Raw genomic sequence first — 24,065 nt, 5'->3', positions numbered from 1 at the left:
CCCCATGCCTTCATCCCTGACCCCGGAGCAGTTCCAGGCCGAGACCGGTGTTTCACGTGAAACACTTGACCGCCTGCGGACCTACGCCGAGCTGCTGGAAAAGTGGCAGGCGCGCATCAATCTGGTTGGCCCGGCCACGCTGCCCGACCTGTGGCGCCGCCACATGCTCGATTCGGCGCAGTTGTTTCCGCTGCTGCCGCCCGCCACGCCCCGTCTCATCGACATCGGCTCCGGCGCCGGATTTCCCGGGCTGGTGCTGGCCATCCTCGGCGTGCCCGAGGTGCATTTGGTCGAGTCGGACCTGCGAAAGGGGGCCTTCCTGCGGGAAGTGGCCCGCCAGACAGGCGCGCGCGTCACCGTCCACTCGGCGCGAATCGAGACGCTGACGGACCTGAAGGCGCCGGTGGTGACGGCCAGAGCCCTTGCCGCACTGCCGAAACTGCTGGACCTGGCGATCCCGTTGCTCGAATCAAACGGACAGTGCCTGTTCCTGAAGGGCCAAAATATAGAGGAAGAATTGACCTCGGCCCGCAAAATCTGGATATTCGACGAAGACCGGTCCCCCAGCCGAACCGATGCGTCCGGAATCGTGCTGCGTGTGCGAGAGGTGCGCCCCAAATGAATACTGTGTCCCCGACCCGTCGTCCCCGCGTCATGGCGATTGCCAACCAGAAGGGCGGCGTCGGCAAGACCACCACCGCCATCAACCTGGCGACAGCCATGGCCGCGGTGCGCAAGAAGGTGCTGATCGTCGATCTCGACCCGCAGGGCAATGCCTCGACGGGGCTCGGCATCAACCGCGCCAACCGCAAGGTGTCCAGCTATCACGTGCTGATGGGCGAAGCCTCGCTCGATCAGGCGGTGGTGAAGAGCGACGTGCCCGGCCTCGACCTCGTGCCTTCGGGTGTCGATCTGGCGGGTGCGGAGCTGGAACTGGTGTCGGTCGCCCGCCGCGAAAGCCGCCTGCGCGACGCCATCTCCGGCCGGCTCGCCGACATGGCCTACGACTACATCTATATCGACTGCCCGCCGGCGCTCGGCCTGCTGACGCTGAACGCGCTGGTGGCTTCGGACAAGGTGCTGGTGCCGCTGCAGTGCGAGTTCTTCGCCCTGGAAGGCGTCAGCCACCTGGTGAAGACCATCGAGCGGGTGAAGAAGGCCTTCAACCCCGACCTCGACATCCAGGGCATCGTCCTGACCATGTTCGACCGCCGCAACAATCTGTCGGACGCCGTGGCGGCCGACGTGCGCGGCTATTTCGGCGCCAAGGTGTTCGACACGGTGATCCCGCGCAACGTGCGCGTCTCGGAAGCCCCGTCGCACGGCAAGCCGGTGCTGCTTTACGATCTGCGGTCCCAGGGGGCGCAGGCCTACGTGCATCTGGCCGGCGAAGTTCTGAAGCGTGAGAAGCAGGAGGTGCGGGCATGAGCGCGGCACGACGCGGCCTCGGGCGGGGCCTTTCCGCCCTGTTCGGCGACACCGAAGACGGCCTCGACGAAGAGGTCGCCGCCGCCGGCGGCCCGGCCGCGGCGGGCGAAGCCGAGCAGAGCGAGCGCCTGACCTCCGAACGCCTGGTGCCCATCGGCCGCCTGCGCTCGGGCCGGTTCCAGCCGCGCAAGGAATTCGACCAGCAGGCCATCGACGACCTCGCCGAGTCGATCCGCGAGAAGGGCATCATCCAGCCCATCCTGGTGCGCAAGCACCCTGACGATGGCGACCTGTTCGAGATCATCGCCGGCGAACGCCGCTGGCGCGCCGCGCAGCAGGCCCAGCTGCACGAGGTGCCGGTCCTGGTGAAGTCCTTCACCGACCGCGAAGCCCTCGAAGTGGCGCTGGTGGAAAACCTGCAGCGCCAGGACCTGACGGCGCTGGAGGAGTCCGAGGGCTATCAGCGCCTGATGGACGAATTCCACCACACCCAGGAAGACCTGGCGAAGGCCGTCGGCAAGAGCCGCAGCCACGTCGCCAACATGATGCGTCTGCTGAACCTGCCCGACCCGGTGAAGGGCATGCTGCGGGAAGGCAAGCTCACCGCCGGCCACGCCCGTGCGCTGCTCAACGCCGAGGATCCGGTGACGCTCGCCGAGCGCGTGGTGACCCGCGGCCTCAACGTGCGCCAGACGGAAAAGCTGGCGGTCACCGAGGGCAAGAAGCAGCCGCGCAAGAAGGGCACGGCGCCGGTCGAGTCCATGCACAAGGATGCCGACACGGTGGCGCTGGAGCGCGACCTGTCGCAGTTGCTCGGCCTCAAGGTCTCCATCACCTTCGCCGGCCGCGGCGGGGCGCTGAGCATCGAATACGATACGCTCGAGCAGCTCGACGACATCCTGCACCGCCTGTCCGACGGCGCTCACAAGATGGGCGCGGTGGAAGAGCCGCTGGAGGCCGACGAAGACCTCGACGCCGCCATCGCCCACGAACTGGCGACCGCCGACGTATCCGTCGCGGCGGAGGAAGCCGAGGCGGACGATCTCGACGTCGACACGCCGACCCTGAAGGAGACGGTGTGGGAAGGCGGCCTCGACGCCGTCGTCCAGGAGGACGCAGAGGAAGACGCCGACGACGCCACCGAGGACGCTGCGGCGACCGCCGATGGCGAAGATCCCGCAGCGCCGGTCAGCATCGAACAGGCCGAAGCCGACCTGAAGGCTGCGCTCGCCGCCGACGGTCTGGACGGCCTCGACTGGTCGGCGGAGGAGGAGGCCGAGACGGCCGAGGACGAAGCCGCCTTCGACCCCGAGGCCATCACGCAGGCGCTGCGCGAGGAGGGACTCGATGCCCTCTACGAGGAAGACGACGCCGACTCCGAAGCCGGTGACGCGGACGATGCCGCCGACGACGAGGAGACCTCCGGTCATCGCTAGGCACGCCGCGGCCCTCCTGCTTCTCGCCGCCCTGGTGCAGCCGGCGGCGGCGCAGGAGGGTGCGCCGAGCGATCCGCGCACCCAGGCGCTGGTGGAAGACCTGCGGCGGGTGATCGGCGATGCCGAGGCGCGCGACGTGCCGCGCGACCACCTGCTGCAGACGCTGAAGGGGCTCGTCGGTCGTTACGACGAGCCCTTCGCGCATGTGCTGGTGCGCGATACCTTCCAGGACGGCACCTATACCTCCGATCCGGCATGGCGGGTGCTGTCGGGGGATTGGCAGGCCGTCGCCGGCAGCGTCGTCAGCCCGCCCACCGGCCCGGCGCTCACCACGCCCACCCAGCCGCCCGACGACGTCGAGGCCCTGCGCGAGCGCATCGGCGCGGTGACCGAACTGGTGGAGCGCCTGCGCAAGAAGGACGAGCCCGCACCGCCGCCCGCGCCCGTCCAGGCCCCGACCACGCGCCCCGCACCGGCGGCGGTCGCCCTGCCGGTGGCGATCCCGCAGGCCTTCCGCGTGCGGCTGCTGGTGACGCTGGAGGACGAGCCCGGCGCTCATGCCGTCGCCCTGCGGCTGACCGACGGGGACGCCAAGCGCGACCAGGGCTATGGCCTCGCCATCGAGTCCTTCGGCAGCCGCAGCCGTCTGGTGCTGAGCCGCGACAGCGGCCTGGGGGAGAGCACGCTGGCGTCGCAGACCCTGCCGTACACCCTGGCCGGCGGCGAGGTGCGCGACCTGGTGCTGGAACGCACCGTCGACGGCACCTTCCGCGTCCTGCTGGGGGAGGCGCCGGTGCTGACGGCCAAGGACCCCCGGCGCGCGCCGGATCTGCGCCGGCTGGTGCTGGAACGCACCGGCGGGCGGCTCATCGTGTCGCTGGTGGAGGTGCGGGCGGCGGCCGTCAGGCCTTGACGGCGCCGGCGCCGGTGCTCTTGGGGGCGTCGGGGTCGAGCGGCCAGCGCGGTCGTGGGCGGAAGTCGAGCGGGTCGCTTTCGCCGGCCTTCAGGCGCTCGATGCCCGCCCAGGCGATCATCGCCGCATTGTCCGTACACAGCCGTAACGGCGGCGCAACGAACGGCAATCCTGCTTGTGCGGCAAGGGCTTGCAGCTTCTCACGCAAGGCGCTGTTGGCGGCGACGCCGCCGGCCACGACGAAGGCGGTGCCGCGGAACCCGGCCAGCGCCCGCTTCACCCGATCGGCGATGGAGTCCACCACGGCGGCCTGGAACCCGGCGGCGAGATCGGCCTTGTCCTGCTCCGACAGCGGCCCCGGCGGCAGGGTTTCCACCATCTGCCGCACGCTGGTCTTGAGGCCGGAGAAGGAGAAATCACACCCCGGCCGGCCCTTCATGGGGCGGGGGAAGGGGAAGCGCCTGGCATCGCCGCGCTCCGCCGCCGCCTGCACGGCCGGGCCGCCGGGGTAGCCGAGGCCGAGCATCTTCGCCACCTTGTCGAAGGCCTCGCCGGCCGCATCGTCGATGGTGGTGCCGAGCCGCCGGTAGCGGCCGACCCCCTCCACCGCCAGGATCTGGCAGTGCCCGCCGGACACCAGCAGCAACAGGTAGGGGAAGGCGACCTTGTCGGTCAGCCGCGCCGTCAGCGCATGGCCTTCCAGGTGGTTGACGGCCAGGAAGGGCTTGCCGTGCACGGCGGCGATGGCCTTGGCGGTCATGACGCCGACGATGACACCGCCGATGAGCCCCGGCCCGGCGGTCGCCGCGACCGCGTCCAGCGCGTCGTAGGAGAGGCCGGCGCGCGTCATGGCCTCGTCGACCAGGCGGTCGATGTGGTCCAGATGGCTGCGCGCGGCGATTTCCGGCACCACGCCGCCGTAGGGCCGGTGCTCCTCGAACTGCGAGAGCACCACCTCCGACAGGATGAGGCCGGAATCGTCGACGACGGCGGCTGCCGTTTCGTCGCAGCTGGTTTCGAGTCCGAGTACGATCATGTCCGCCTATTTAGCCCTTTTCTCCGTCGGGGTCAGCCCTTACAAACTTTGGTCATGACCAAGACGCCCAAGATTCGCATCGGCACCCGTGGCTCTCCGCTCGCCATGGCGCAGACCCACGAAGTGCGCGATCGCCTGCTCGCCGCCCACCCGGACCTGGCCGCCGCGCCGGAGTCCATCGAGATCGTCGTCATCCAGACCACCGGCGACGCCGTGCTCGACCGGCCGCTGTCGGAAATCGGCGGCAAGGGCCTGTTCACCAAGGAAATCGACGAGGCCATGCTGGACGGCCGCATCGACCTTGCCGTGCACAGCATGAAGGACGTGGCGACGGTGCTGCCCGACGGCATCGTGCTGCCCTGCATGCTGCCGCGCGAGGACGTGCGCGACGCCTTCCTGTGCCCCAGCGCCGCCTCCATCGCCGAGCTGAAGCAGGGGGCGGTGGTCGGCACCGCGTCCCTGCGGCGCGGCGCCCAGATCAAGGCGCGCCGGCCGGACATCGAAGTGGTGACCTTCCGCGGCAACGTCCAGACCCGCCTGCGCAAGCTGGGCGAGGGCCAGGTGGACGCCACGCTGCTCGCCATGGCCGGGCTCAACCGCCTCGGCATGGCCGACAAGGCGACGGCGCCGCTGGCGGTGGACGAGATGCTGCCGGCGGTGGGGCAGGGCGCGGTCGGCATCACCTGCCGCGCCGACGACGAAGCCTCGCACCGCTGGCTGGCGCCGCTCAACTGTGCCGACACCTTCGACTGCGTGACGGCGGAGCGCGCTTTCCTGAAGCGGCTCGACGGCTCGTGCCGCACGCCCATCGCCGGCTGGGCGCGGCTCGACGGCCAGGGCGGCGTGGTGTTCGACGGGCTGGTGGTGCGCCCCGACGGCACCGGCCTTTTGGAAACCAGCCGCAGCGGCCCGCGCGCCGACGCGGTCGCGCTGTGCGACGACGCGGGGCGCGAACTGGCCGCCTCGTGCACGCCGGATTACTTCACGGTGCCGGGGCAGGGAGGCTGAGGCCGGGCATGCGAGTCCTCATCACCCGCCCCCTCCACGACGCCCGCCGCACCGCCCGGCTGCTGGAAGACCGTGGAGTGGAGGCGGTGATCGAGCCGCTGTTCTCCATCTCCTACATTCCCGCCGCCGCCGTCGCGCTGGACGGCGTGCAGGGCTATCTCGTCACCTCGGCCAACGGGGTGCGGGCGCTGGCCCAGGCCCTGCCGGCCGACAACCCCCTGACCCGCGAACTGCCCGTCTACGCCGTCGGCGACGCCACGGCGGAGACGGCGCGCGAGCACGACTTCACCCAGGTGCTGGCCGCCGAGGGCGACGTCACCTCGCTCGCCCGCCTGGTGCGCGCCCGCGTGCGGCCGCCGGGCGGCACCCTGGTGCATGCGGCGGGGACCGAGCTGGCCGGCGACCTGGCCGGCGAGCTGGAGGCGGCCGGCTATACGGTGCGCCGCGAACGGCTCTACGAGACGCGGGCGGCCGTCGCCCTGTCGCGGGATACGCAACGGTTGATTGCCACGCGAGCGCTTCACGCCGCGTTATTCTATTCACCGCGCACGGCGCGGATCTTCGCCGAGCTTGCGCAGCGCGCCGATCTCGCCGACGCTTGCAGGGATATTCGCGCCTACTGCCTGTCCGAGGCCGTGGCGAAAGACCTGGGCGGAGTGCCCTTCGCCCATCTGCGGGTGGCGGCGACGCCGACCCAGGAGGCGCTGTTGGCGCTGCTCGACGAAGACCGCGCCGCCGGCGCCTATGCTGATGCCGAGGGAGGAGCCGTCATGACCGACCGTCCGGAAAAGGACGCCAAGGAGACCGAGGACAAGACCAAGGCCGAGGCCACCGCGGCACCCTCCGGGCCGGCGCCCGACCCGGCCAAGGCCGGCGCGGGCGATGCCTCCGGCGCCAGGAAGGCCGGCGGCGTCGGCAGCGTGCCGCCCGCCACGGCGAGCACCGGCACGTCCTCCGCCACGGTGGGCGGCGGCACCCCGAAGCCGACATCGTCGTCTTCGGCGGCGACCGCTTCGGCGTCCTCGCCCTCCACGTCTTCCGCTGCTGCCTCCACGCCGGCGAAGAAGAGCGGCGGCGGGGGCGGCAAGGCGATTGCCGCGATCCTCGTCCTGCTGGTGCTGGTGGTCCTTGTCGGCTTCGCCACCCTGCCGTGGTGGCGCGACAGCGCGCCCGAGCCGCTGAAGGCCTGGCTGCCGGCGCCGCCGCAGGAAACCGCCCGTGTCGCCGAACTGAGCCAGCAGAACCAGCAGCTGCAGTCCGACGTCCAGTCCCTGCGCCAGCGCCTGGAGCAGGTGACGGCGCAACTCGGCGACGTCGAAGGCCGCGTCGCCGAAGCCGGGCAGGGCGGCGGCGCTTCGCCTGAGCTGCAGCAGCAGGTGCAGGACATGCAGGCGCAGCTGCAGACCTTGCTGTCGGGCATGGACCCACAGGCGCTGCAGAGCATGGCCCAGGCCGGCGAGCAGGCGCAGGCGCGCCTCGACGCCCTGGCCGAGGAACTGGACCAGCTGCGCCGCGGCACCGCCGATGCCCAGACGGTGCTGGCCATGCAGGAACGCCTGCAGGAGGTTGCCGCCATCGCCCGTCAGACGGCGTCGCGTCAGGATACCGCCCTCGGCCTCATGCTGACGACGGCGCAGCTGCGCCAGGCGGTCGACCAGGGCAACCCCTTCGCCACCGAGTTGCGCACCGTGCGCGCCATCGCCGACGGCATGTCGGGCGTGACCATCGATGCGCCGGTGCTGGCCGACTTCGCCGACGCCGGCATCCCGACCCGCGACATGCTGCAGGAGCGCTTCGGCCGCCTCGGCACCGAGATCATCCGCGCCGCCGCCGCCCCCGACGATGCGCCGGAATGGGTGCAGAGCACGGTGAAGCGCCTCATGGGCCTCGTCACCGTGCGCCGCACCGACGGCGAGGCGGTGGGCGACGGTGCCTCCGCCGTCGTCGCCCGTGCCGCCAGCGCGCTAGAGGCCGGCGATCTGGCGACCGCGGTCGCCGAGCTGAAGAAGCTGCAGGGCGATGCCGCCGTGGTCGCCGACGACTGGCTGGCCGGGGCCGAAGCGCGCCTCGCCGCCGACAAGGCGCTGGCCGACCTGACGTCGGAGTCCCTGGCTCGCTTCGCCGCCGCCCAGCGCGGCGGGGACGCCGCCGGCGCCGGTTCCGGTGGTGCCGAGGCCGCCCAGGCCCAGCCGCAGACGGGGGGCTGAGCCATGATCCGCGTTATCGCCTATCTCGTCGTCGTCGCCGCCATCGTGGCCGGCGCCGTCTGGCTCGCCGAACGGCCGGGCGAAGTGGTGATGGAATGGTTCGGCTGGCGGGTCGACACCAGCGTGCCGATCCTGCTGCTCGCCGTGCTCGCCTTCATGGCCGTGGTGGCGCTGGTGTGGCGCCTGCTGCGCGGCATCGGCCGGGTGCCCGGCATGGTGCGCGAGAGCGTGCGCGCCAAGCGGCACCGCCGCGGCCTGACGGCGCTCGCCAACGGCTATGCCGCCGTGGCGGCCGGTGATCCGCGCCGCGCCCGCTCCTACGCCGGCGATGCCGAGAAGCTGCTCGACGACAGCGTCGCGACGCGCCTGCTCGGCGCCCAGGCGGCCCTGCTGGCCGGCGACGGCCCCGACGCCCGCAAGCGCTACGAGGCGCTGGCCGACAAGCCCGAGACCCGCCTGCCAGCCCTGCGCGGCCTGATGGACCAGGCGCTGGCCGACGGCGACCGCGTCCGCGCCCGCGAGCATGCCGAGGCGGCCTATGCCGACAAGACCCGCCCGGCGTGGGCGGCGCAGGCGCTGTTCGACCTGCAGGTGGCGGCGCGCGACTACGCCGCGGCGCTGCAGACCCTCGACGGCGGCATGAAGGCCGGTGCCTTCGACGGCCGCGACACGCGCACCCTGCGCGCCACCCTGCTGGTGGCCCAGGGCGAGGCGGCGCTGGCCGGCGACGGCCAGTGGGAAGCGGTGAAGCTCGGCAAGCAGGCGCATGACGCCGACCCGGCCTTCGTGCCGGCGGCGCTGCTGCTCGCCCGCGGCTACCAGCGCGACGGCAAGGAGCGCAAGGCCGCCCACGTGCTGGAAGAGACCTGGAAGCGCAGCCCGCACCCCGACCTCGCCCGCGCCTACCTGGACCTGTGGTCCGGCGAGGACGCCCTGAAGCGGGTGAAGCGGGCGGAGGCGCTGGCCGCCGTCAACCTGGAACACCGCGAAAGCCGCCTGCTGGTGGCCGAAGCGGCGCTCGACGCCCAGCTGTGGGGCCAGGCCCGCGCCCGCCTGACGCCCCTGAAGGACGAACCGGTGGGGCCGCGCTTCGCCCGCCTCATGGCCCGGCTGGAGGAGGGCGAGCACGGCGACGCCAAGGCGGCGCTCGGCTGGCTGCACAAGGCGGCGGAGAACGCCTCCACCGGCGATACGGCCATCGTGCCGGCGCACTGGCACTGCACCGCTTGCGCCCACGTGCCGCGCCAGTGGTCGCCGTCGTGCCCCGCGTGCAACGGCTTCGCCACCATCGCCTGGACGGCGCCGTCACGGGCCCTGGTGCCGCTGACCGGCACCTCCGGCGCCGCCGCGCCGCAGGCGGCGGAGTAGGCGAGGGCGCGACGGCCGGCCTCAGCCCCGGTTGGGCCAGTCGGGGTGGTGCAGGTCGATGGTGAAGGCGTGGGCGTGGGTCACCGGCCGGTGACGGTGCGGGTGACGGTGGGGCTCCGGCCCCTCCCAGCCCTCGTGAGCGTGGTCGTGGTGGTCGCCGTGGACGTGCAGGTGCTCGTGGTCCACCGCCGCGTGGCGGTGGGTGAGCACCTCGGCATCGGTGGCCGGCCACAGCCCCGCCGCCGCGCAAAGACCAATCAGCACCAGCCCCGCCGCCGCCCAGAAGGCGGCATCGAGCCCGGCCCAGGCGCCCACCAGCCCGGCCGTCGGGTAGGCCACCAGCCAGCAGGCGTGGCTGAGGGCGAACTGGGCGGCGAAGAAGGCCGGCCGGTCGCCGGGGCGGCAGCTCTGGCGCAGCAGCCGGCCGCCGGGCGTCTGGATGGCGCTGCCGGCCAGGCCGACGAAGATCCACAGCACGATCAGCCCGGGAAAGGCCGGCAGCCGCACGGCGCCGATCACCAGCGCCGTCAGCAGCAGCGCCGCCGCCCCCAGCATCACCGCCCGGTCGCGCGCCGCGCTCAGCACCCGCGGCAGCAGGATGGCGGCCACCATGGACCCGCCGCCCGCCGCCGCCATGGCCCAGGCGGTCGCGGTGTCGTCGAGGCCGAGGCGGTCGCGGGTATAGACCACCGTGTTGACGATCACCATGGCGCCGCCCGCCGCGGCGGCGAGGTTGAGCGCCAGCAGGCCGCGCAGGCGCGGCGTCTTCAGGTAGCCCCTCAGGCCGAAGCCGAGATTCGCCAGCACGCCGCGCGTGCGCTCCGCCGGCCGGGCGGCGGGGATGGCCGTCGCCGCCACCAGCAGGGCGGAGACGACGAAGGTGGCGGCATCGGCCAGGAACAGGCCGTCGTAGGTCATCACCGCCAGGGCGGCGGCGGCCAGCGCCGGGCTCGCCAGTGCCTCCAGGTCGTAGGCGAGGCGCGACAGCGACAGGGCGCGGGTATAGCGCGCCTCGTCGGGCAGCAGGTCGGGGATGGTCGCCTGGAAGGTCGGCGTGAAGCCGGCGGCGGCCACGTTCAGCACGACGATCAGCGCATAGACCTGCCACAGCTCGCTCACCAGCGGCAGGCAGGCGACGATGGCGGCGCGGATCAGGTCGAGCGCTACCAGCAGGCTCTTGCGCGGCAGCAGGTGGGCGATGCCGCCCACCGCCGGCGCGACCACCACATAGGCCACCATCTTCAACGCCAGCACGCTGCCGAGCACGGCCCCGGCGTCGCCGCCGGCCATGTCGTGGGCGAGCAGGGCGAGGGCGACGGTGGTCAATCCGGTGCCCACCAGCGACGTCACCTGCGCCAGGAACAGGCGGCGGTAGGCGGGATCGCGCAGGGGCGAGCCCGGCGGCGGGGCAGGGGGAGCGGCGGCGGGGGCGTGGTCGTGATCGTGCGGCATGGTGGCGGCATTGTCGGCACAAGGGGCGCACCGGGCAACATGTTCCCGGCAGGACCTGCCGCCTTGCTGCCGGCAAGAATAGCGCGACCGGGCCGTTTTCGGGGATTTCCGCTGGCCCGGTTGTTGCTTGGACCGCTTCCGCCCGTCCCGGAGGACCCGAGCCATGACCCACACGCCCGCCGCATCCGACCGTCCCGACGGCCTGCGTGCGCGCGGCCCGCGTCCGACGGTGGTGCGGCCGCCGGAAGCGACGGGTCAGGCGCTGTTCCAGGATCTCATGACGCGGCTCGGCGGCCGCATGGAGCCGGCGCGGGTGAACGTGGCGGCACTGATCCGTGAAGCACAGGCGGTGTTCCGCCACGATGGCCGCATGGTCGCCAGCCTGTGGCGCGACGGCACCACCGAAATCACCGATCCCGCCTATGCCGGCGCCTTCGACGGCCTGCGTCTGCATGCCGAGGCGGATGCGCAGGGGCTCGACGGCCAGCCGCGCCTCGACTGGCTCACCGACACCATCGCCGCCAGCCTGGGCGAGGCGGTGACGGTGGAACGCTGGGACGGTGCGGAAAACGCGCCCACCTGGCGCGACTATCTGGAAGGCCGCCTGTTCACCGCCGCCGACCACGCCTTCGGCCGCCGCCCCTACCGCCTCGACCCCGCCCCGCCGGCCCAGGCCGGGGAGCGGGTGCGCGATCTCTGGGTGCTGAACCTGGTGCGCGAGGAGTAGGGGGAGTTTTTTTGCCCTCAGGCGCCGGGCGCGGCCTGCGGCCGCCGGGCTCCCGCGGCAGGGGCCGCGCGGCGCGGTCGCGCCGTGCCACCTTCGGTGAGTGTCAGGCCCCCGCCGGCACGCCGGTGGTGGTCGAGTGCTCGAAGTGCAGCGCCTCGCCCGGGTGGACGTAGGCGAAGGCGGCGTGGGCCGCCTGGGCCGCTTCGGCGAAGCCCGTCAGGATGAGCTTCAGCTTGTGCGGATAGCTGGCGATGTCGCCGACGGCGAAGATGCCCTTTGCCGAGGTCTCGGCGGTGGACTGGTCGATGGCGATGGTGCCCTTCGGCCCCATCTCGAGGCCCCACTCGGCGATGGGGCCGAGGTTGGTGGACAGGCCGAAGAACGGCAGCAGCACGTCGGCCGGGAGGCGGCGGTCGACGCCGTCCAGGTCGGCCACCACCACGGCGGACAGGGCGCCGCCGTCGCCCTCCAGGCCGGCCAGCTGGTAGGGCACCACCAGCTCCACCTTGCCGGCGCCTTCCAGGGCCTTCAGCTTGTCGTAGCTGTCGGGGGCGCAGCGGAACTTGGCGCGGCGGTGCACCACCTGCACGCTCTCCGCCACCTCGGCCAGCGAGACGGCCCAGTCGACGGCGCTGTCGCCGCCGCCGGCGATGACGACGCGCTTGCCGCGGAACTGCTCGCGCCGGCCGACCATGTAGAACACCGACGAGCCCTCGTAGGCCTCCAGCCCGTCGATGGGCGGGCGGTTGGGGCCGAAGGCGCCGACACCGGCGGCGATGATGACCACCGGCGCCTCGATGACGGTGCCCTTGCTGGTGGCGACGCGCCACGTGCCGGCGGCCTCCAGGCGCTCCAGGCGGTCGACCTGCTGGCCCAGGTGGAACACCGGGTGGAAGGGCTCGGCCTGGGCGTGCAGCTGCTCGATCAGGCGGCCGGCCTCGATGCGCGGGAAGCCGGGCACGTCGAAGATGGGCTTTTCCGGGTAGAGGGCGGTGCACTGGCCGCCGATCTCGTCCAGCACGTCCACCACGTGACACCGGATACGGACCATGCCGCACTGGAAGACGGTGAACAGGCCGACGGGTCCGGCCCCGATCACGATGGCATCGGTCTGGAAGGTGGTCTGCATGGGGGAACGCCTGAACGGTTGCGCGAGGAAAAACGGTCGCCGCCGACAATGGCGGCGGCGGCGGCGAAGATCAAGGGGCCAAGGCGCGGGAAAGGGGACCGGCGCGCCGGCGGACGGGCGCGCGCCGCCCGGCTCAGCCCGCCGGCTGCTTGGTGGCCGGCTGGGCGGCGGCGGCGCGCATCTGCACCAGACGCTCGACGCGCTGCAGGTTCTTCTTCGCCACGTGCATGGACTTGGTGATCTGGCGTTCCTCGTAGACCGCCAGCGCCTCCTTGTAGGCGAAGGCGGCGGCGGTGAGGTCGGCGGCGTCGTTGGTGTGCTTGGACTTGGCGAACAGGGCGGCGCCGATGTTGTTCTGCAGGTTGGCCCAGAACACCGGCGCCTTCTCGCGCGTGTAGACGCCGGCCACCTGACGGAACACCGTCACCGCCTGGTCGAGGAATTCCTTGGTGTGGGTGAACTCGCCCAGCGTGGTGAGCAGGCGGCCGATGTTCACCTGCATCTCGGCCCAGCGCGTCGGGTTGGCGCCGCGCGTCCACACCGAACACGCCAGCTGATAGGCCGCGACGGCCTCGCGCAGGTAGTTGGTGCGGTTGGCGAGCGTGCCCTGGCGCTGCAGGATCCATCCCAGCAGGCCCTGCAGGGCGGCGTATTCGTCGGGCAGGGCTTCGCGGGTGATGACGGCACTGGCGGCGCGCACCAGCATGGCGGCCTCGTCCATGGCCTCGGCGTCGCGCCGTTCCGAGGCGACGGCGGCCACGGCGGCGCCCAGGTGGCCGCGCAGGGCGGCGATCATGGGCTCGCCCAGCACCTCGGCGCCGTGCGCCAGGGCGCCGCGGTAGTGGCCGGCGGCCAGTTCCACGTCGGTCATGCCCTCGTTGCGCAGCGACGGGTGCAGTTCCAGGTTGGCGAGCCAGCCCTTCAGGGCCGGCAGGCAGGCCTCCGGCAGGCCGCCGTTCTTGACCACCCGCAGGCCGGCGGTCTGGGCGGTGCGCAGGGCGTCGACGCGGGCCTTGCGGACCTCGTCCTCCAGCGGCCGGGCGGCGGCGAGGATCATCAGCTCGGCCACGTCGGCCTGTTCGTCCGACAGATAGAGCGGCAGGTCCAGGTGTTCGGTGGCGATGGCGGCGCCGGACCCGTAGTCGGTGGCCGGCGGCCGGGTGACGAAGCGCAGCCGCAGGGCGCTGCCGGCGGCCTCGCCCCACACCAGCACTTCGCCGCCCGCCTTCTCCAGCGCGTTGCGCCCGACCTTCACCGCTTCCTCGATGCGCTTCAACGGCTCGGCGGCGGTGGTGACGGGGCGGGGCAGGGCGGCGACCTGCAAGGCGGAGCGGTGCGACAGGCGGGAAACGAGGTTGCCCTGGACGGCGCCGCTGTCGTCGCCGCCGAACTGGGCGACCAGCACGCGCACCGGCCCGGCCGCGGCACGCGGCGGCACGCCGTCTTCCGCCGTACCGGAAGTCCGCCCGCCGCCGACCAGTCGGCGCAAGGTTTCCCTCAATGCCATGCGTTTCCCCCTCCCGACGCGACGCAGCCGTACCGATTGATGAAACCGGCGCGTCTTCCACCGCGAGGAAGGCATGATGCCAGAATCGCCGGGGGGTTCAAGTGCGCGCGATCACACGGGGCGGCGGCGGCGCAGGCGCGAGCCGCTAATGCGGGCACCAGGGCTGGCGCGGGCCGCCGTCGTAGAGGCGGGCGTGCCCGGCCTCGGCCAGCGCCTTGGCGAAGTCGGTGCCGTAGGAGTCCTCGACGGTGGCGATCACGCGCCCGCCGTACTTGTCCTGCGAGACGTCGCGCAGCAGCACGACGCGCTCGGCCGCCGCCACGTACTCTTCGAGGAAATCCCGGGCCGCCTTGGCGCGTTCCTTCTCGTCGTCGCAGCGGCCGCGCAGTTCCGGCGTGTCGATCCCGGCCAGGCGCACCACCGTCTCGACCTCCTGGGACAGCCAGATGCGGGCGCGGACGTGCAGGCTGTCGCCGTCCAACACCTCCAGTACGCGCGCCTCCACCGGCCCTGCGATCTCGCCGTAGGGCGTGGCCCGCCCGTCGCCGGCGGTGACGGGGGCGAACGCGGCGGCGACCGCTGCGGCGGCGGCGAGACAGGCGGAGAGGCGCATCGGCAGCATCCATTGCGCGTAAAATCGCGCGCATCTAGTTATGGATGCATCAGTCTAACCCGACAAGAAGAACGTTGCAAGAACGTCCCCGTTGTATTTCGCCTCGTCTCTCCCGCCGTCGGCGGTGCCGGGATCAGAAATCGGAGACGCGGCCCTTGCGTTCCCAGTCGCCGTAGCGGGTCGGCTCGGGGCCGCGCGGGCCGCCGATCTCGTCGGCCTGCGACGGCGGCATGTCGCGCAGATTGACCGTGCGCACGCCGGACTCTTCCTCGCGCGCGGCCTCGGCGGCCTCGGCGGCTTCGGCGGCGTCTTCCGGGGCGGCGGAGCCGGTCTCGGCGGGGTCGGCCTCGGCGGCCGGCGTCTTCGGGTCGGACATGGCGGAAATCCTGAGGCTGAGGGGTTGCTGCACTGCGGCATTCCCCTTGAAGAAGGCGACGCCGCACACTATTGATGAACGGGGATATAGCGCTCGGAGAGGCCCATGAACACCCTTCGCGTCGGTCTGTTGCTCGCCGGCATGACGGCGCTGTTTCTCACCGTCGGCTGGCTGATCGGCGGCCAGACGGGCATGGTGATCGCCTTCCTGGCGGCCGCCGGCATGAACGTCTTCGCGTGGTGGAACTCCGACCGCATGATCCTGCGCATGTACAACGCGCAGGAGGTGGACGCCCGCAGCGCGCCGCAGCTCTACGGCATCGTCGAGCAGCTGGCCCGCCGCGCCGACCTGCCCATGCCGCGCGTCTACGTCATCGACAGCGCCCAGCCCAACGCCTTCGCCACCGGCCGCAGCCCGCAGCACGCCGCCGTCGCCGCCACCACCGGCCTCATGCGCCTGCTCAACGCCGAGGAACTGGCCGGCGTGATGGCGCACGAACTGGCGCACGTGAAGCACCGCGACACCCTGACCGGCACCATCACCGCCACGCTGGCCGGCGCCGTCGGCATGCTCGCCAACTTCGCCTTCTTCTTCGGCGGCTCGCGCGACGAGGAGAACCCGAGCCCGCTCGGCTTCGTCGGCGTGCTGCTGCTGTCCATCCTGGCGCCGCTGGCGGCCATGATCGTGCAGATGGCCGTCTCCCGCACCAACGAATACGCCGCCGACGCCGCCGGCGCCGAGATCTGCGGCCAGCCCCTGTGGCTCGCCAGCGCGCTGGAGAAGCTGGAGGCCGGCGCCCGCCACATCGACATGCCGCGGGCCGAGAACAACCCGGCCACGGCCCATCTGTTCATCGTCAACCCGCTGCACGCCCGCAAGGTCGACAGCCTGTTCTCCACCCACCCCGCCACCGCCAACCGCGTCGCCCGCCTGCGCGAGATGGCCGGCGTCGGCGGCATGGGGCGGTTGGCCGCCACCGGCCCCTGGGGCTGACGTTTTCACCCCGTAACGAAACCGCGGGTCCGGCGCCTCTTGTCGCGCCGGGCCTTTCGCCGTATTGAGCCTGTATGACCGAGTCCAAACCCTCCCGCTCCGCCATCGCCAAGGCGCTGGCCCCGCGCCGCGCCGCGCTCCGCCTGCTGCAGGCCGTGCTCGACCACGGCGAGCCGCTGGACGAGCAGTTCGACGCCGCCGTCGCCAAGCTCGACGCCCGCGACCGCGCCTTCGTGCGCATGCTGGCGACCACGACGCTGCGCCGGCTCGGCCAGATCGACGCGGTGCTGAAGGCCTTCCTCGACCGCCCGCTGGCGCGCCGCCACGGGGCCGTGAAGCACGTGCTGCGGCTGGCCGCCGGGCAGATCCTGTTCCTCGATACGCCGCCGCACGCCGCCGCCGATACCTCGGTGGAACTGACGCGGCTCTTGAAGGCGCCGGGGCTCACCGGCCTCGTCAATGCCGTCGCCCGCCGGCTGGCGCGCGAGGGGCAGGCGGTGCTGGCCGAGGTCGACCCGCGCCTCAACACGCCGCGCTGGATGTGGGACAGCTGGATCGCCACCTACGGCGAGGAAACGGCGCGCCGCATCCTGGCCGCCGACGCCGAGGAGCCGCCGCTCGACATCACCGTCAAGGGCGACGCCGCGCATTGGGCCGAGCAGCTCAAGGCAGAGATCCTGCCCACCGGCAGCCTGCGCCGCAAGGAGGGCGGGCTGGTGAGCCAGCTGCCCGGTTACGCCGAAGGCGCGTGGTGGGTGCAGGACGCCGCCGCCGCCCTGCCGGCCCGCCTGCTGGGCGACGTGGCGGGGCTGACGGTCATCGACCTGTGCGCCGCGCCGGGCGGCAAGACGGCGCAGCTGGCCGCCGCCGGCGCCACCGTCATCGCCGTCGACCGGTCGGAGGCGCGCCTGCGCCGTCTGGCGGAGAACATGCAGCGCCTCGGCCTCGCCGAGCGGGTGACCACGGTCGTCGCCGACGCCGCCCAGTGGCGGCCCGAGGCGCCGGTGGACGCCGTGCTGCTCGACGCGCCGTGCACCGCCACCGGCACCATCCGCCGCCATCCCGACGTGCCGCGCCTCAAGAAGTCGGGCGACGCCGCCTCGCTCGCCGTCACCCAGGACGCCCTGCTGACGGCCGCCGCCGACATGCTGAAGCCGGGCGGCCGGCTGGTGTACTGCGTGTGCTCGCTGCAGCCCGAGGAAGGGCCGGCCCGCATGGCGACCGCCGCCGCCCTGCCGCTGACGCCCGAGCCCATCGACGCGGCCGAGGTGGGGGGCCTGGCCGAGGCGGTGACGCCCGACGGCACCCTGCGCACGCTGCCCTTCCACCTGGGCGACCGCGGCGGCATGGACGGCTTCTTCGCCGCCCGCTTCCGCAAGGTCTGACGCCCGGGGCCATTTTCCCCTTTTCTCGTGCGGACGAGCCTTTATGGTGGTCGCCACCAAGGCCCGCCGGCACGGGAAGACCATGACGCCGAGACAGCTCCGCCGCCGCCCGTCCGGGCTGCTCCTCGCCGCCGCCTGCGCCCTGGCGGCGGGCGGTTGCACCCCCGTCGGCATGGTGGTGGGCGCCGGTGCCATGGTGGGCACGGCCGCGGCCGAGGAACGCGGCCTCGACGGCGCCGCCCGCGACGTCGAGATCAAGGTGACGCTGCTCAAGCGTTTCGATGAGAAGGGCGTGCTGTTCCGCGGCATCGCGGCCACCATCATGGAAGGGCGTGTCCTGCTGACCGGCCAGACGTCCGAGACCGCCGTCCTCGACGAGGCGGTGCGCATCGCCTGGAGCATCGACGGGGTGAAAGAGGTGATCAACGAAGTGGTCCTGACGCCCGAACCGGCCACCGGCACCGCCGCCCGCGACGCCCTCATCGAGGCCGACCTGCGGACGGCGCTGACCTTCGACGGCGAGGTGCTGGCCATCAACTACGCGCTCGACGTGGAGGACGGCGTCGTCTACCTGCTCGGCATCGCCCAGTCGGAGGCGGAGCAGCGGCGGGTGATCGCCCATGCCCGCGGCACCGACTACGTGCGCCGGGTGGTCGACCACTCGATCCTCAAGACCGACCGCCGCCGCGCCCACCGTCGCACGCCGCCGCCCGGCGTCGGTCCCGCCGCAACCCCAGACACTGCCCCCGCCACAGCCGAGGAGGCGCGGCCGTGACCGAGCCCACCCGCACCACCCCCGATCCGCGCGCCGTGCTGTCGGACATCGCCGCCAAGGGCGAGGCCGACTTCGACCTCGCCGAGGCCGCCCTGGCCCTGGCCGCCCTGCGCCATCCCGGCGTCTCGCTCGATCCCTACCGCGCCCACCTGAAGGAACTGGCGCAGGACCTGGGCGACCGCGCCGCCGGACAGGCGTCGGGCGCCGTCGACCAGGCGGCGGCGCTGGCCGACGTGCTGGCGGTGCGCCACGGCTACGCCGGCGACGACGAGACCTACGACGACCTCGACAACGCCGACCTGATGCGGGTGATCGACCGCCGCAAGGGTTTGCCGGTGGCGCTCGGCATCCTGTACATCCAGACCGCCCGGGCGCTGGGGTGGGACGTGGTGGGGCTCAACTTCCCCGGCCACTTCCTGCTGCGGGTGCAGGGCGGCGACGCCGAGCGCGTCATCCTCGACCCCTTCCACCAGGGCCGCACGGTGGAGGCCCACGACCTGCGCGAGCTGTTGAAGGCGGTGCAGGGGCAGGCGGCGGAACTGACGCCGGAGCTGTACCAGCCGCTCACCGACCGCGGCGTCCTCATGCGGCTGCTCGGCAACGTCAAGATGCGCCACATGGAGGCCTGCCGCTTCGCCCAGGCGCTGGAGACCATCACCGACATGCAGCTGCTGGCGCCCGACGATCCGGCCCTGTGGCGCGAGCGCGGGCTCATGCACATGCGGGTCGGCGACCTGCCCGGCGCCATCGCCGCACTTGACGAATACGTGGCGCGCGCCGCCGACGGCCCGGACCGCACGCGCATCGATCAGGTGCTGCAGGAGTTGCGCCAGCGCCTCCACTAGACGACATTTGCGGCCATCCCTTCCGTTCCTGCGGCGCCGCCCCCGGCCGGCGCCAATCCGGAGAGCTGCACAATGACGCTTAAAGTCGCCATCCAGATGGACCCCATCGAGGCCATCGACATCGCCGGCGATTCCACCTTCGTCCTCGCCCTGGAGGCCCAGGCCCGCGGCCACGCCCTGTGGCACTACGAGCCGCGCCACCTGTCGTTCCGCGAGGGCCGCGTGCTGGCGAAGGCGCGCCGCCTGACGGTGCGCCGCAAGGTCGGCGACCACTACACCCTCGGCGACTGGGAGACGCTGGACCTGACCGAGGTGGACGTGGTGCTCATGCGCCAGGACCCGCCCTTCGACATGGCCTACATCACGGCGACCCACATCCTGGAGCACGTCCATCCCAAGACCCTGGTGGTGAACGACCCGGCGAGCGTGCGCAATGCGCCGGAGAAGCTGTTCGTCACCCACTTCCCCGACCTCATGCCGCCGACGCTCATCAGTTCGGACGTGGCCGAGATCAAGCGTTTCCGCGACGAGTTCGAGGACATCATCGTCAAGCCGCTGTTCGGCAACGGCGGCGCCGGCGTGTTCCACATCACGCCGGGCGACGAGAATCTCAACAGCCTGCTGGAACTGTTCAGCCAGCGCTCGCGCGAGCCGCTGATCGTGCAGAAGTACCTGCCGGCGGTGCGCCAGGGCGACAAGCGCATCATCCTCATCGACGGCGAGGCGCTGGGCGCCATCAACCGGGTGCCGGCGCAGGGCGAGGCGCGCTCCAACATGCATGTCGGCGGGCGGGCGGAAAAGAGCCTGCTGACCGACCGCGACCGCCAGATCTGCGACGCCATCGGGCCGACCCTGAAGGCGCAGGGGCTGGTGTTCGTCGGCATCGACGTGATCGGCGACTACCTGACGGAAATCAACGTCACCTCGCCGACCGGCCTGCAGGAAGTGGCGCGCTTCGACGGCACCCAGCTCGAGAAGGACATCTGGGACGTCATCGAGCGCAAGGTATCCGCTGCGGGGTGAGTCTGGTTGGTGCAGTGATCGGAGCCGATCACCGCACCGCCCTCAGGCGCCGGACGCGCGCGTCGCGCGCTTGGCTCCCGCGGCAGGGGCCGCGCGGCGCGGTCGCGCCGTCCGATCCGCGACGATCGGGCTCGTCGAGGATCGGGGTCGTCGAGGAGCGGGATTACTCCGCCGCGACGGCGTGGACGGTGCGGTGTTCGACGACGCGGTCGGTGGCGTCCTCGGTCAGCCACACGGCGGCGGACCGCCCCAGGCGGATGAAGGCTTCCACCAGGTGATCGGACATGGGCCGCGTCACCCGGGTCATCTGTTCGACGTAGGCGGCGTACTGCAGGATCTGGCGCCGGCGGGTGGCCGGCAGGCGGACGCGGCCGCTCTCCACCGCCGCGCGCAGGGCGATCCAGCAGCCGACGTTGCCGTCCACCGCCTGCCACAGCGCATCGGCGGTGCGGGCCTGGCGCAGGCGATAGGCGGCGCGCACCAGCAGGAAGGCGTGCCGCGCCGGCTCCGACGCATCGGCCGGCAGGCGGTTGAGGCGGCGCACTGTGGGGGACGCGGCACCGTCGGCGTCGCCGCCGTGCAGGAGGCCGTCGGGATCGGCAGCCTCCTCCTCGGCGGCGCGGTTGACGATGCCGAGCAGCGGATCGACCGCGGGGCAGCTGCGCGAGCAGAAGACGCCGATGTGGGCGGCGTCCAGCGCCATCTCCACGGCTTCGTCCTGCATGCCGCGACCGAGCATCTCCGGCAGCCGGTCCTCGACCCGCGTCTCGACCGGACAGCCGAGGTCGTGAACCCGTTGGGCGCAGGCCGCCGTCTGCCGCGCCACGGCCTTGGCCGCCAGAGTTTCGTTCCGCTGCATCACCGCTTCTCCCGCATCATCCTGACTGCGCTCTGCCTGGCGACGGGCCGGACATTTGTCCCGTTTTTCTTGAACCGTCGCATCCGAACGGGTGTAGAACCCGCATGCCGGTGATTCGGTTCCGGAGCGAAGTGCCTCCTCCCCTTTTGGATGAGGCCGAACCGAAAGTTCCTTGCCCGCCGTGGCTGTCGACGCGGGCGGCGCCCGTCCCGAAAGTGGTGGCGGCAACCCCGCCGACAAGGCGCGCAACCGCAAGATGACGGGCGGTTCATGGGGTGGGCGGTTGTCGAAATCGACTTGTTGACATGTCGGTTTCGACCCATATTCCATCAGGAAGCCGCCGGCAGGAGGAGTGTCATGGGCTATGCCGCCGAACGGGCGCCGGAACGCGCGCCCATCGAACACCCGGTCGACCTCGCCGATCCGCGGGAACGGGCGCGGCTGACGGCGCCGGCGCTCAAGGCTTTCTTCCGTCTGGCGGCCGCCTGGGCTCTGCGGGAGGAGGACGCCCGTGCCCTGCTGGGGGGCATGAGCCACGCCCGCTTCCTGTCCCTGCGCAAGGCGGTGGAGACGCAGGCGGCGGTACGGGCGCTCAGCCAGGACGAACTGACGCGCCTCTCCTTGCTGCTCGGCATCGCGCGCTCCTTGCGGGTGCTGCACGCGCCGCCGCTGGCCGACCAGTGGCCGGCCTTGCCCAACCGCAACCAGATGTTCGCCGGCCGCCGGCCGCTCGACGTCATGATCCGCGGCGGCATTCCGGGATTGCAGCAGGTGCGCCGCCTGCTCGATGCGCGGCGGAGCCTCGGCGCGTGACGCCGGCGACGGTGCGGCTCGACCATGCCGCGGCATCGCGGCTCATTCCGGCCGAGTATGCCCGCCCGGCCCTGGCCGATCTCGCCGACTCCGAGGCCGAGCGCGACGCCCTCGACGACCTGGTCGGCGCCACCGACGAGCGGCTGCTCGGCCACGCCGACCTGCTGCCCGGCATCGACGCCCGCGAGCTGGTCTACGGCGTGCCCTACGCCCGCCTCGTCAACGACGCCTTCACCCACGCCCGCCCCGGCGGCGCCCGTTTCAACAGCGGCGAGCGCGGGGCGTGGTATGCCGCCTTCGGCCTGGAAACGGCAGTGGCGGAGGTGATCTGGCATCACACCCGCTGGCTTGCCGAGATCGACCGCTTCCACGACGTCAGCCACCGCGACGAGTGGGTGGCCGACTTCTCCGGCGACTGGCCCGACATCCGCGGCGACGATCGCTTCGCCGCTTGCCTCGCCGCCGACCCCGCCGATGGCTATCCGGCGGGCCAGGCGCTGGCCGCCCGGCTGTTGGGGGCGGGGGAGCCGGGGCTCGTGTACCCGTCGGTGCGCGGGGCGGGGGACTGCCTCGTCTGCTTCCGGCCGCCGCTGGTCGAACTGCCCCGCCCCGGGCGCCGTCTGCTCCTGACGTGGGACGGCGATCCGGTTCCCACCGTGGCGGAAGCCTGATTCACCGGCCTCCCCGGCGCCCTGCGATAACGGCTCTTCTCCGCCGCTGCGAAGGGGCGTATGAGGGGAGGTGCCGGATTCGGGAGCCGTCGCGTCGGCGGGGCGGGCTCCGCGGCCGGGCGTCGTGAGAGCATCCCGCCGGCAGTATCACACCCATGACCACCCCCGTCGCCGCGTCTTCGGCCGCAGCACCGGGATCGGCGTCGCGTGCCGCGATGCTGATCCTGGCCGCCACCGTCGTGTTTTCCGCCATGGACGGCGTGTCCAAGTTCCTCACCGGCTCGGTGCCGCCGGTGGAGGTCGCTTTCGGACGCTACGTCTTCTACCTGCTGTTCCTCAGCCCGCTGCTGCTGAAGGGCGGCCGTCGCACCCTGACGACCGTTCTGAGGCCGAAACGGCCGGTCCTGCAGGTGGTGCGCGGCGCCCTCATGCTGGCGTCCGCCCTGTTCTTCATCACCGCGCTGGCGGATACGCCGCTGGCGGCCGCGACGGCCATCTTCTTCGTCTGTCCCATGATCCAGACGGCGCTCGCCATTCCGCTGCTCGGCGAGAAGGTGGGGCCGCGGCGGTGGATCGCCGTCGGCGCCGGCTTCGTCGGCATGCTGATCGTGGTGCGGCCCGGCGGCGACCCCATCGGCTGGGGCGCGGTGCTGGCGCTCGGCTCGGCGGTCAGCTGGGCCGGCGCGGTCATCGCCAGCCGCCGCATCGGCACCGACGACGGGGCGCTGGTCACCAGCTTCTGGACCGGCTTCGTCGGCCTGGTGGGCGCCGGTGTCGCCGTGCCCTTCGTGTGGGTGATGCCGAGTGGCGGCGACATGGTGCTCATGGCCGCCATGGGCGCCTTCGCGGTGGCCGGCCACGTGCTGGCGGTGAAGGCCTATGCCCTGGGCGAGGCCTCGACGCTGGCGCCCTTCACCTATGCGCAGATCGTGTGGGCCGGCGTCATCGGGCTCGCGGTGTTCGGCCACGTGCCGACGGCGACGACGCTGCTCGGCTCGGCCGTCATCGTCGGCAGCGGCGTCTACATCTGGCACCGCGAGCGCGTCCAGGGGCGCGCGTCGGCGTGATCCGTCAGCCCGGGAAGGACGCCTGCGCCAGCACCAGGCCGGTCAGCACAAGCGCGTAGAGCAGCGACGCCAGCGCCACGAGAAATGCGAGGTTGCCGGTGGTGTGGAGCGGATGGCGCAGACGGTCGTCGCGGCGGCGCACGGAATTGCGGCGCTCGCTGCCGGCGATCACGGTGACGTAGAGACCGCGGCCGAACAGCGGCAGCGTGAAGCGCAGGTCCACCGGGTGGCGCCGCCACGGCTGGCCGGGCAGGGCGGTGCGCAAGGAGCGCCGCTGCTCCGCCGACAGCGAGGCGACGAACTCCGGCGGCAGCCGGGCGAGAATCGCCGCCTCTTCCGCCGCCGCCGTCGCCGGCGGCAGTTCCGCCGGCCACCGCCCCGCGCCGGCATTCCCGATCATTTCCGTCATGGCCGCCCTCTCCGTGCCGCCGCTC

The 24,065-nt window shown here is 72.4% G+C and carries 24 protein-coding genes; 16 read left to right on the top strand and 8 right to left on the bottom strand.

Annotated elements, in window-relative coordinates; translation table 11 throughout:
* Positions 1 to 16 precede the first annotated feature (16 nt).
* From rsmG to CRP50_RS17840, 4 genes are read left to right on the top strand one after another with little or no spacing between them, the layout of a single operon-like run.
* Positions 17 to 622 carry a 16S rRNA (guanine(527)-N(7))-methyltransferase RsmG gene (rsmG, locus tag CRP50_RS17855; protein ID WP_097280664.1) on the top strand — a complete coding sequence of 202 codons (606 nt, stop codon included), beginning with the start codon at positions 17 to 19 and terminating at the stop codon, positions 620 to 622.
* Positions 619 to 1,428, top strand: a complete 810-nt coding sequence (locus tag CRP50_RS17850) for a ParA family protein (protein ID WP_097280544.1) — start codon at positions 619 to 621, stop codon at positions 1,426 to 1,428. The genes rsmG and CRP50_RS17850 overlap by 4 nt, the downstream gene beginning before the upstream one ends.
* Positions 1,425 to 2,864: a ParB/RepB/Spo0J family partition protein gene (locus CRP50_RS25645; protein WP_097280543.1), complete on the top strand. Its 1,440-nt coding sequence runs from the start codon at positions 1,425 to 1,427 to the stop codon at positions 2,862 to 2,864. Before CRP50_RS17850 ends, CRP50_RS25645 begins: the two co-directional genes overlap by 4 nt.
* On the top strand, positions 2,827 to 3,777 hold the full coding sequence (locus tag CRP50_RS17840) for a hypothetical protein (RefSeq protein ID WP_141415192.1): 951 nt from the start codon (positions 2,827 to 2,829) through the stop codon (positions 3,775 to 3,777). The genes CRP50_RS25645 and CRP50_RS17840 overlap by 38 nt, the downstream gene beginning before the upstream one ends.
* Here CRP50_RS17840 and tsaD read toward each other — a convergent pair.
* The gene (gene tsaD / locus CRP50_RS17835; RefSeq protein WP_097280541.1) at positions 3,767 to 4,813 is read right to left on the bottom strand and encodes a tRNA (adenosine(37)-N6)-threonylcarbamoyltransferase complex transferase subunit TsaD; all 1,047 of its coding nucleotides are present in this window, start codon (positions 4,811 to 4,813) and stop codon (positions 3,767 to 3,769) included. The two genes, CRP50_RS17840 and tsaD, sit on opposite strands and share 11 nt — an antisense overlap.
* Before the next feature lie 54 nt (positions 4,814 to 4,867).
* Here tsaD and hemC point away from each other — a divergent pair, with 54 nt between their 5' ends.
* Genes hemC through CRP50_RS17820 form a run of 3 tightly spaced genes read left to right on the top strand, consistent with a single transcriptional unit; the run spans position 4,868 to position 9,396 of the window.
* Positions 4,868 to 5,821: a hydroxymethylbilane synthase gene (gene hemC / locus CRP50_RS17830; RefSeq protein WP_097280540.1), complete on the top strand. Its 954-nt coding sequence runs from the start codon at positions 4,868 to 4,870 to the stop codon at positions 5,819 to 5,821.
* An 8-nt stretch (positions 5,822 to 5,829) separates the two neighbouring features.
* A complete protein-coding gene (locus tag CRP50_RS17825) occupies positions 5,830 to 8,028 on the top strand; it encodes a uroporphyrinogen-III synthase (RefSeq protein ID WP_097280539.1) in 2,199 nt (732 codons plus the stop codon).
* Positions 8,029 to 8,031: 3 nt separating this feature from the next.
* Positions 8,032 to 9,396 carry a heme biosynthesis protein HemY gene (locus tag CRP50_RS17820; protein WP_097280538.1) on the top strand — a complete coding sequence of 455 codons (1,365 nt, stop codon included), beginning with the start codon at positions 8,032 to 8,034 and terminating at the stop codon, positions 9,394 to 9,396.
* A gap of 21 nt (positions 9,397 to 9,417) precedes the next feature.
* Here the strand turns inward: CRP50_RS17820 and CRP50_RS17815 are convergent, their stop codons facing one another.
* Complete coding sequence (locus CRP50_RS17815) at positions 9,418 to 10,848, bottom strand: MFS transporter (RefSeq protein WP_097280537.1); 1,431 nt, start codon at positions 10,846 to 10,848, stop codon at positions 9,418 to 9,420.
* 163 nt (positions 10,849 to 11,011) lie between these two features.
* On the opposite strand from CRP50_RS17815, the gene CRP50_RS17810 reads away from it, so the two are divergent.
* Positions 11,012 to 11,575: a hypothetical protein gene (locus CRP50_RS17810; RefSeq protein WP_097280536.1), complete on the top strand. Its 564-nt coding sequence runs from the start codon at positions 11,012 to 11,014 to the stop codon at positions 11,573 to 11,575.
* 103 nt (positions 11,576 to 11,678) lie between these two features.
* Here the strand turns inward: CRP50_RS17810 and CRP50_RS17805 are convergent, their stop codons facing one another.
* The 4 genes from CRP50_RS17805 to CRP50_RS17790 form a co-directional block, all read right to left on the bottom strand.
* Positions 11,679 to 12,704, bottom strand: coding sequence for an NAD(P)/FAD-dependent oxidoreductase (locus CRP50_RS17805; RefSeq protein ID WP_097280535.1), 1,026 nt, complete (start codon positions 12,702 to 12,704; stop codon positions 11,679 to 11,681).
* Between the two features lie 133 nt (positions 12,705 to 12,837).
* On the bottom strand, positions 12,838 to 14,211 hold the full coding sequence (locus CRP50_RS17800) for a hypothetical protein (protein WP_141415191.1): 1,374 nt from the start codon (positions 14,209 to 14,211) through the stop codon (positions 12,838 to 12,840).
* Positions 14,212 to 14,356: 145 nt separating this feature from the next.
* Positions 14,357 to 14,824, bottom strand: coding sequence for a thermonuclease family protein (locus tag CRP50_RS17795; RefSeq protein WP_097280533.1), 468 nt, complete (start codon positions 14,822 to 14,824; stop codon positions 14,357 to 14,359).
* Between the two features lie 133 nt (positions 14,825 to 14,957).
* Positions 14,958 to 15,200 carry a succinate dehydrogenase assembly factor 4 gene (locus tag CRP50_RS17790; RefSeq protein ID WP_097280532.1) on the bottom strand — a complete coding sequence of 81 codons (243 nt, stop codon included), beginning with the start codon at positions 15,198 to 15,200 and terminating at the stop codon, positions 14,958 to 14,960.
* Between the two features lie 105 nt (positions 15,201 to 15,305).
* Here CRP50_RS17790 and htpX point away from each other — a divergent pair, with 105 nt between their 5' ends.
* From htpX to gshB, 5 genes are all read left to right on the top strand, one after another.
* Positions 15,306 to 16,193, top strand: coding sequence for a zinc metalloprotease HtpX (gene htpX, locus CRP50_RS17785; protein ID WP_097280531.1), 888 nt, complete (start codon positions 15,306 to 15,308; stop codon positions 16,191 to 16,193).
* 74 nt (positions 16,194 to 16,267) lie between these two features.
* Positions 16,268 to 17,578, top strand: coding sequence for an RsmB/NOP family class I SAM-dependent RNA methyltransferase (locus CRP50_RS17780; protein ID WP_097280530.1), 1,311 nt, complete (start codon positions 16,268 to 16,270; stop codon positions 17,576 to 17,578).
* An 82-nt stretch (positions 17,579 to 17,660) separates the two neighbouring features.
* Positions 17,661 to 18,353 carry a BON domain-containing protein gene (locus CRP50_RS17775; RefSeq protein WP_176525247.1) on the top strand — a complete coding sequence of 231 codons (693 nt, stop codon included), beginning with the start codon at positions 17,661 to 17,663 and terminating at the stop codon, positions 18,351 to 18,353.
* The gene (locus tag CRP50_RS17770; RefSeq protein ID WP_097280528.1) at positions 18,350 to 19,198 is read left to right on the top strand and encodes a SirB1 family protein; all 849 of its coding nucleotides are present in this window, start codon (positions 18,350 to 18,352) and stop codon (positions 19,196 to 19,198) included. The genes CRP50_RS17775 and CRP50_RS17770 overlap by 4 nt, the downstream gene beginning before the upstream one ends.
* A gap of 72 nt (positions 19,199 to 19,270) precedes the next feature.
* A complete protein-coding gene (gene gshB, locus CRP50_RS17765; RefSeq protein WP_097280527.1) occupies positions 19,271 to 20,221 on the top strand; it encodes a glutathione synthase in 951 nt (316 codons plus the stop codon).
* A gap of 163 nt (positions 20,222 to 20,384) precedes the next feature.
* On the opposite strand, the gene CRP50_RS17760 is transcribed toward gshB, so the two are convergent.
* Positions 20,385 to 21,080: a hypothetical protein gene (locus CRP50_RS17760; protein WP_097280526.1), complete on the bottom strand. Its 696-nt coding sequence runs from the start codon at positions 21,078 to 21,080 to the stop codon at positions 20,385 to 20,387.
* Positions 21,081 to 21,437: 357 nt separating this feature from the next.
* On the opposite strand from CRP50_RS17760, the gene CRP50_RS17755 reads away from it, so the two are divergent.
* From CRP50_RS17755 to CRP50_RS17745, 3 genes are all read left to right on the top strand, one after another.
* Positions 21,438 to 21,893, top strand: coding sequence for an antitoxin Xre/MbcA/ParS toxin-binding domain-containing protein (locus CRP50_RS17755; protein ID WP_097280525.1), 456 nt, complete (start codon positions 21,438 to 21,440; stop codon positions 21,891 to 21,893).
* Positions 21,890 to 22,564: an RES family NAD+ phosphorylase gene (locus tag CRP50_RS17750; RefSeq protein ID WP_176525246.1), complete on the top strand. Its 675-nt coding sequence runs from the start codon at positions 21,890 to 21,892 to the stop codon at positions 22,562 to 22,564. Before CRP50_RS17755 ends, CRP50_RS17750 begins: the two co-directional genes overlap by 4 nt.
* Positions 22,565 to 22,719: 155 nt before the next feature.
* Positions 22,720 to 23,631 (top strand): DMT family transporter, encoded by a 912-nt coding sequence (locus tag CRP50_RS17745; RefSeq protein WP_097280523.1) that lies wholly within the window; start codon positions 22,720 to 22,722, stop codon positions 23,629 to 23,631.
* A gap of 4 nt (positions 23,632 to 23,635) precedes the next feature.
* On the opposite strand, the gene CRP50_RS17740 is transcribed toward CRP50_RS17745, so the two are convergent.
* Positions 23,636 to 24,040 (bottom strand): hypothetical protein, encoded by a 405-nt coding sequence (locus tag CRP50_RS17740; protein WP_097280522.1) that lies wholly within the window; start codon positions 24,038 to 24,040, stop codon positions 23,636 to 23,638.
* Positions 24,041 to 24,065: the final 25 nt, after the last annotated feature.

Origin of the sequence: Caenispirillum bisanense (assembly GCF_900230255.1) — a bacterium.
Classification (GTDB): Bacteria; Pseudomonadota; Alphaproteobacteria; order Rhodospirillales; family Rhodospirillaceae; genus Caenispirillum; species Caenispirillum bisanense_A.
Note: the sequence above shows the minus strand (reverse complement) of the source record. Positions and strands in the feature narration are given on the sequence as shown.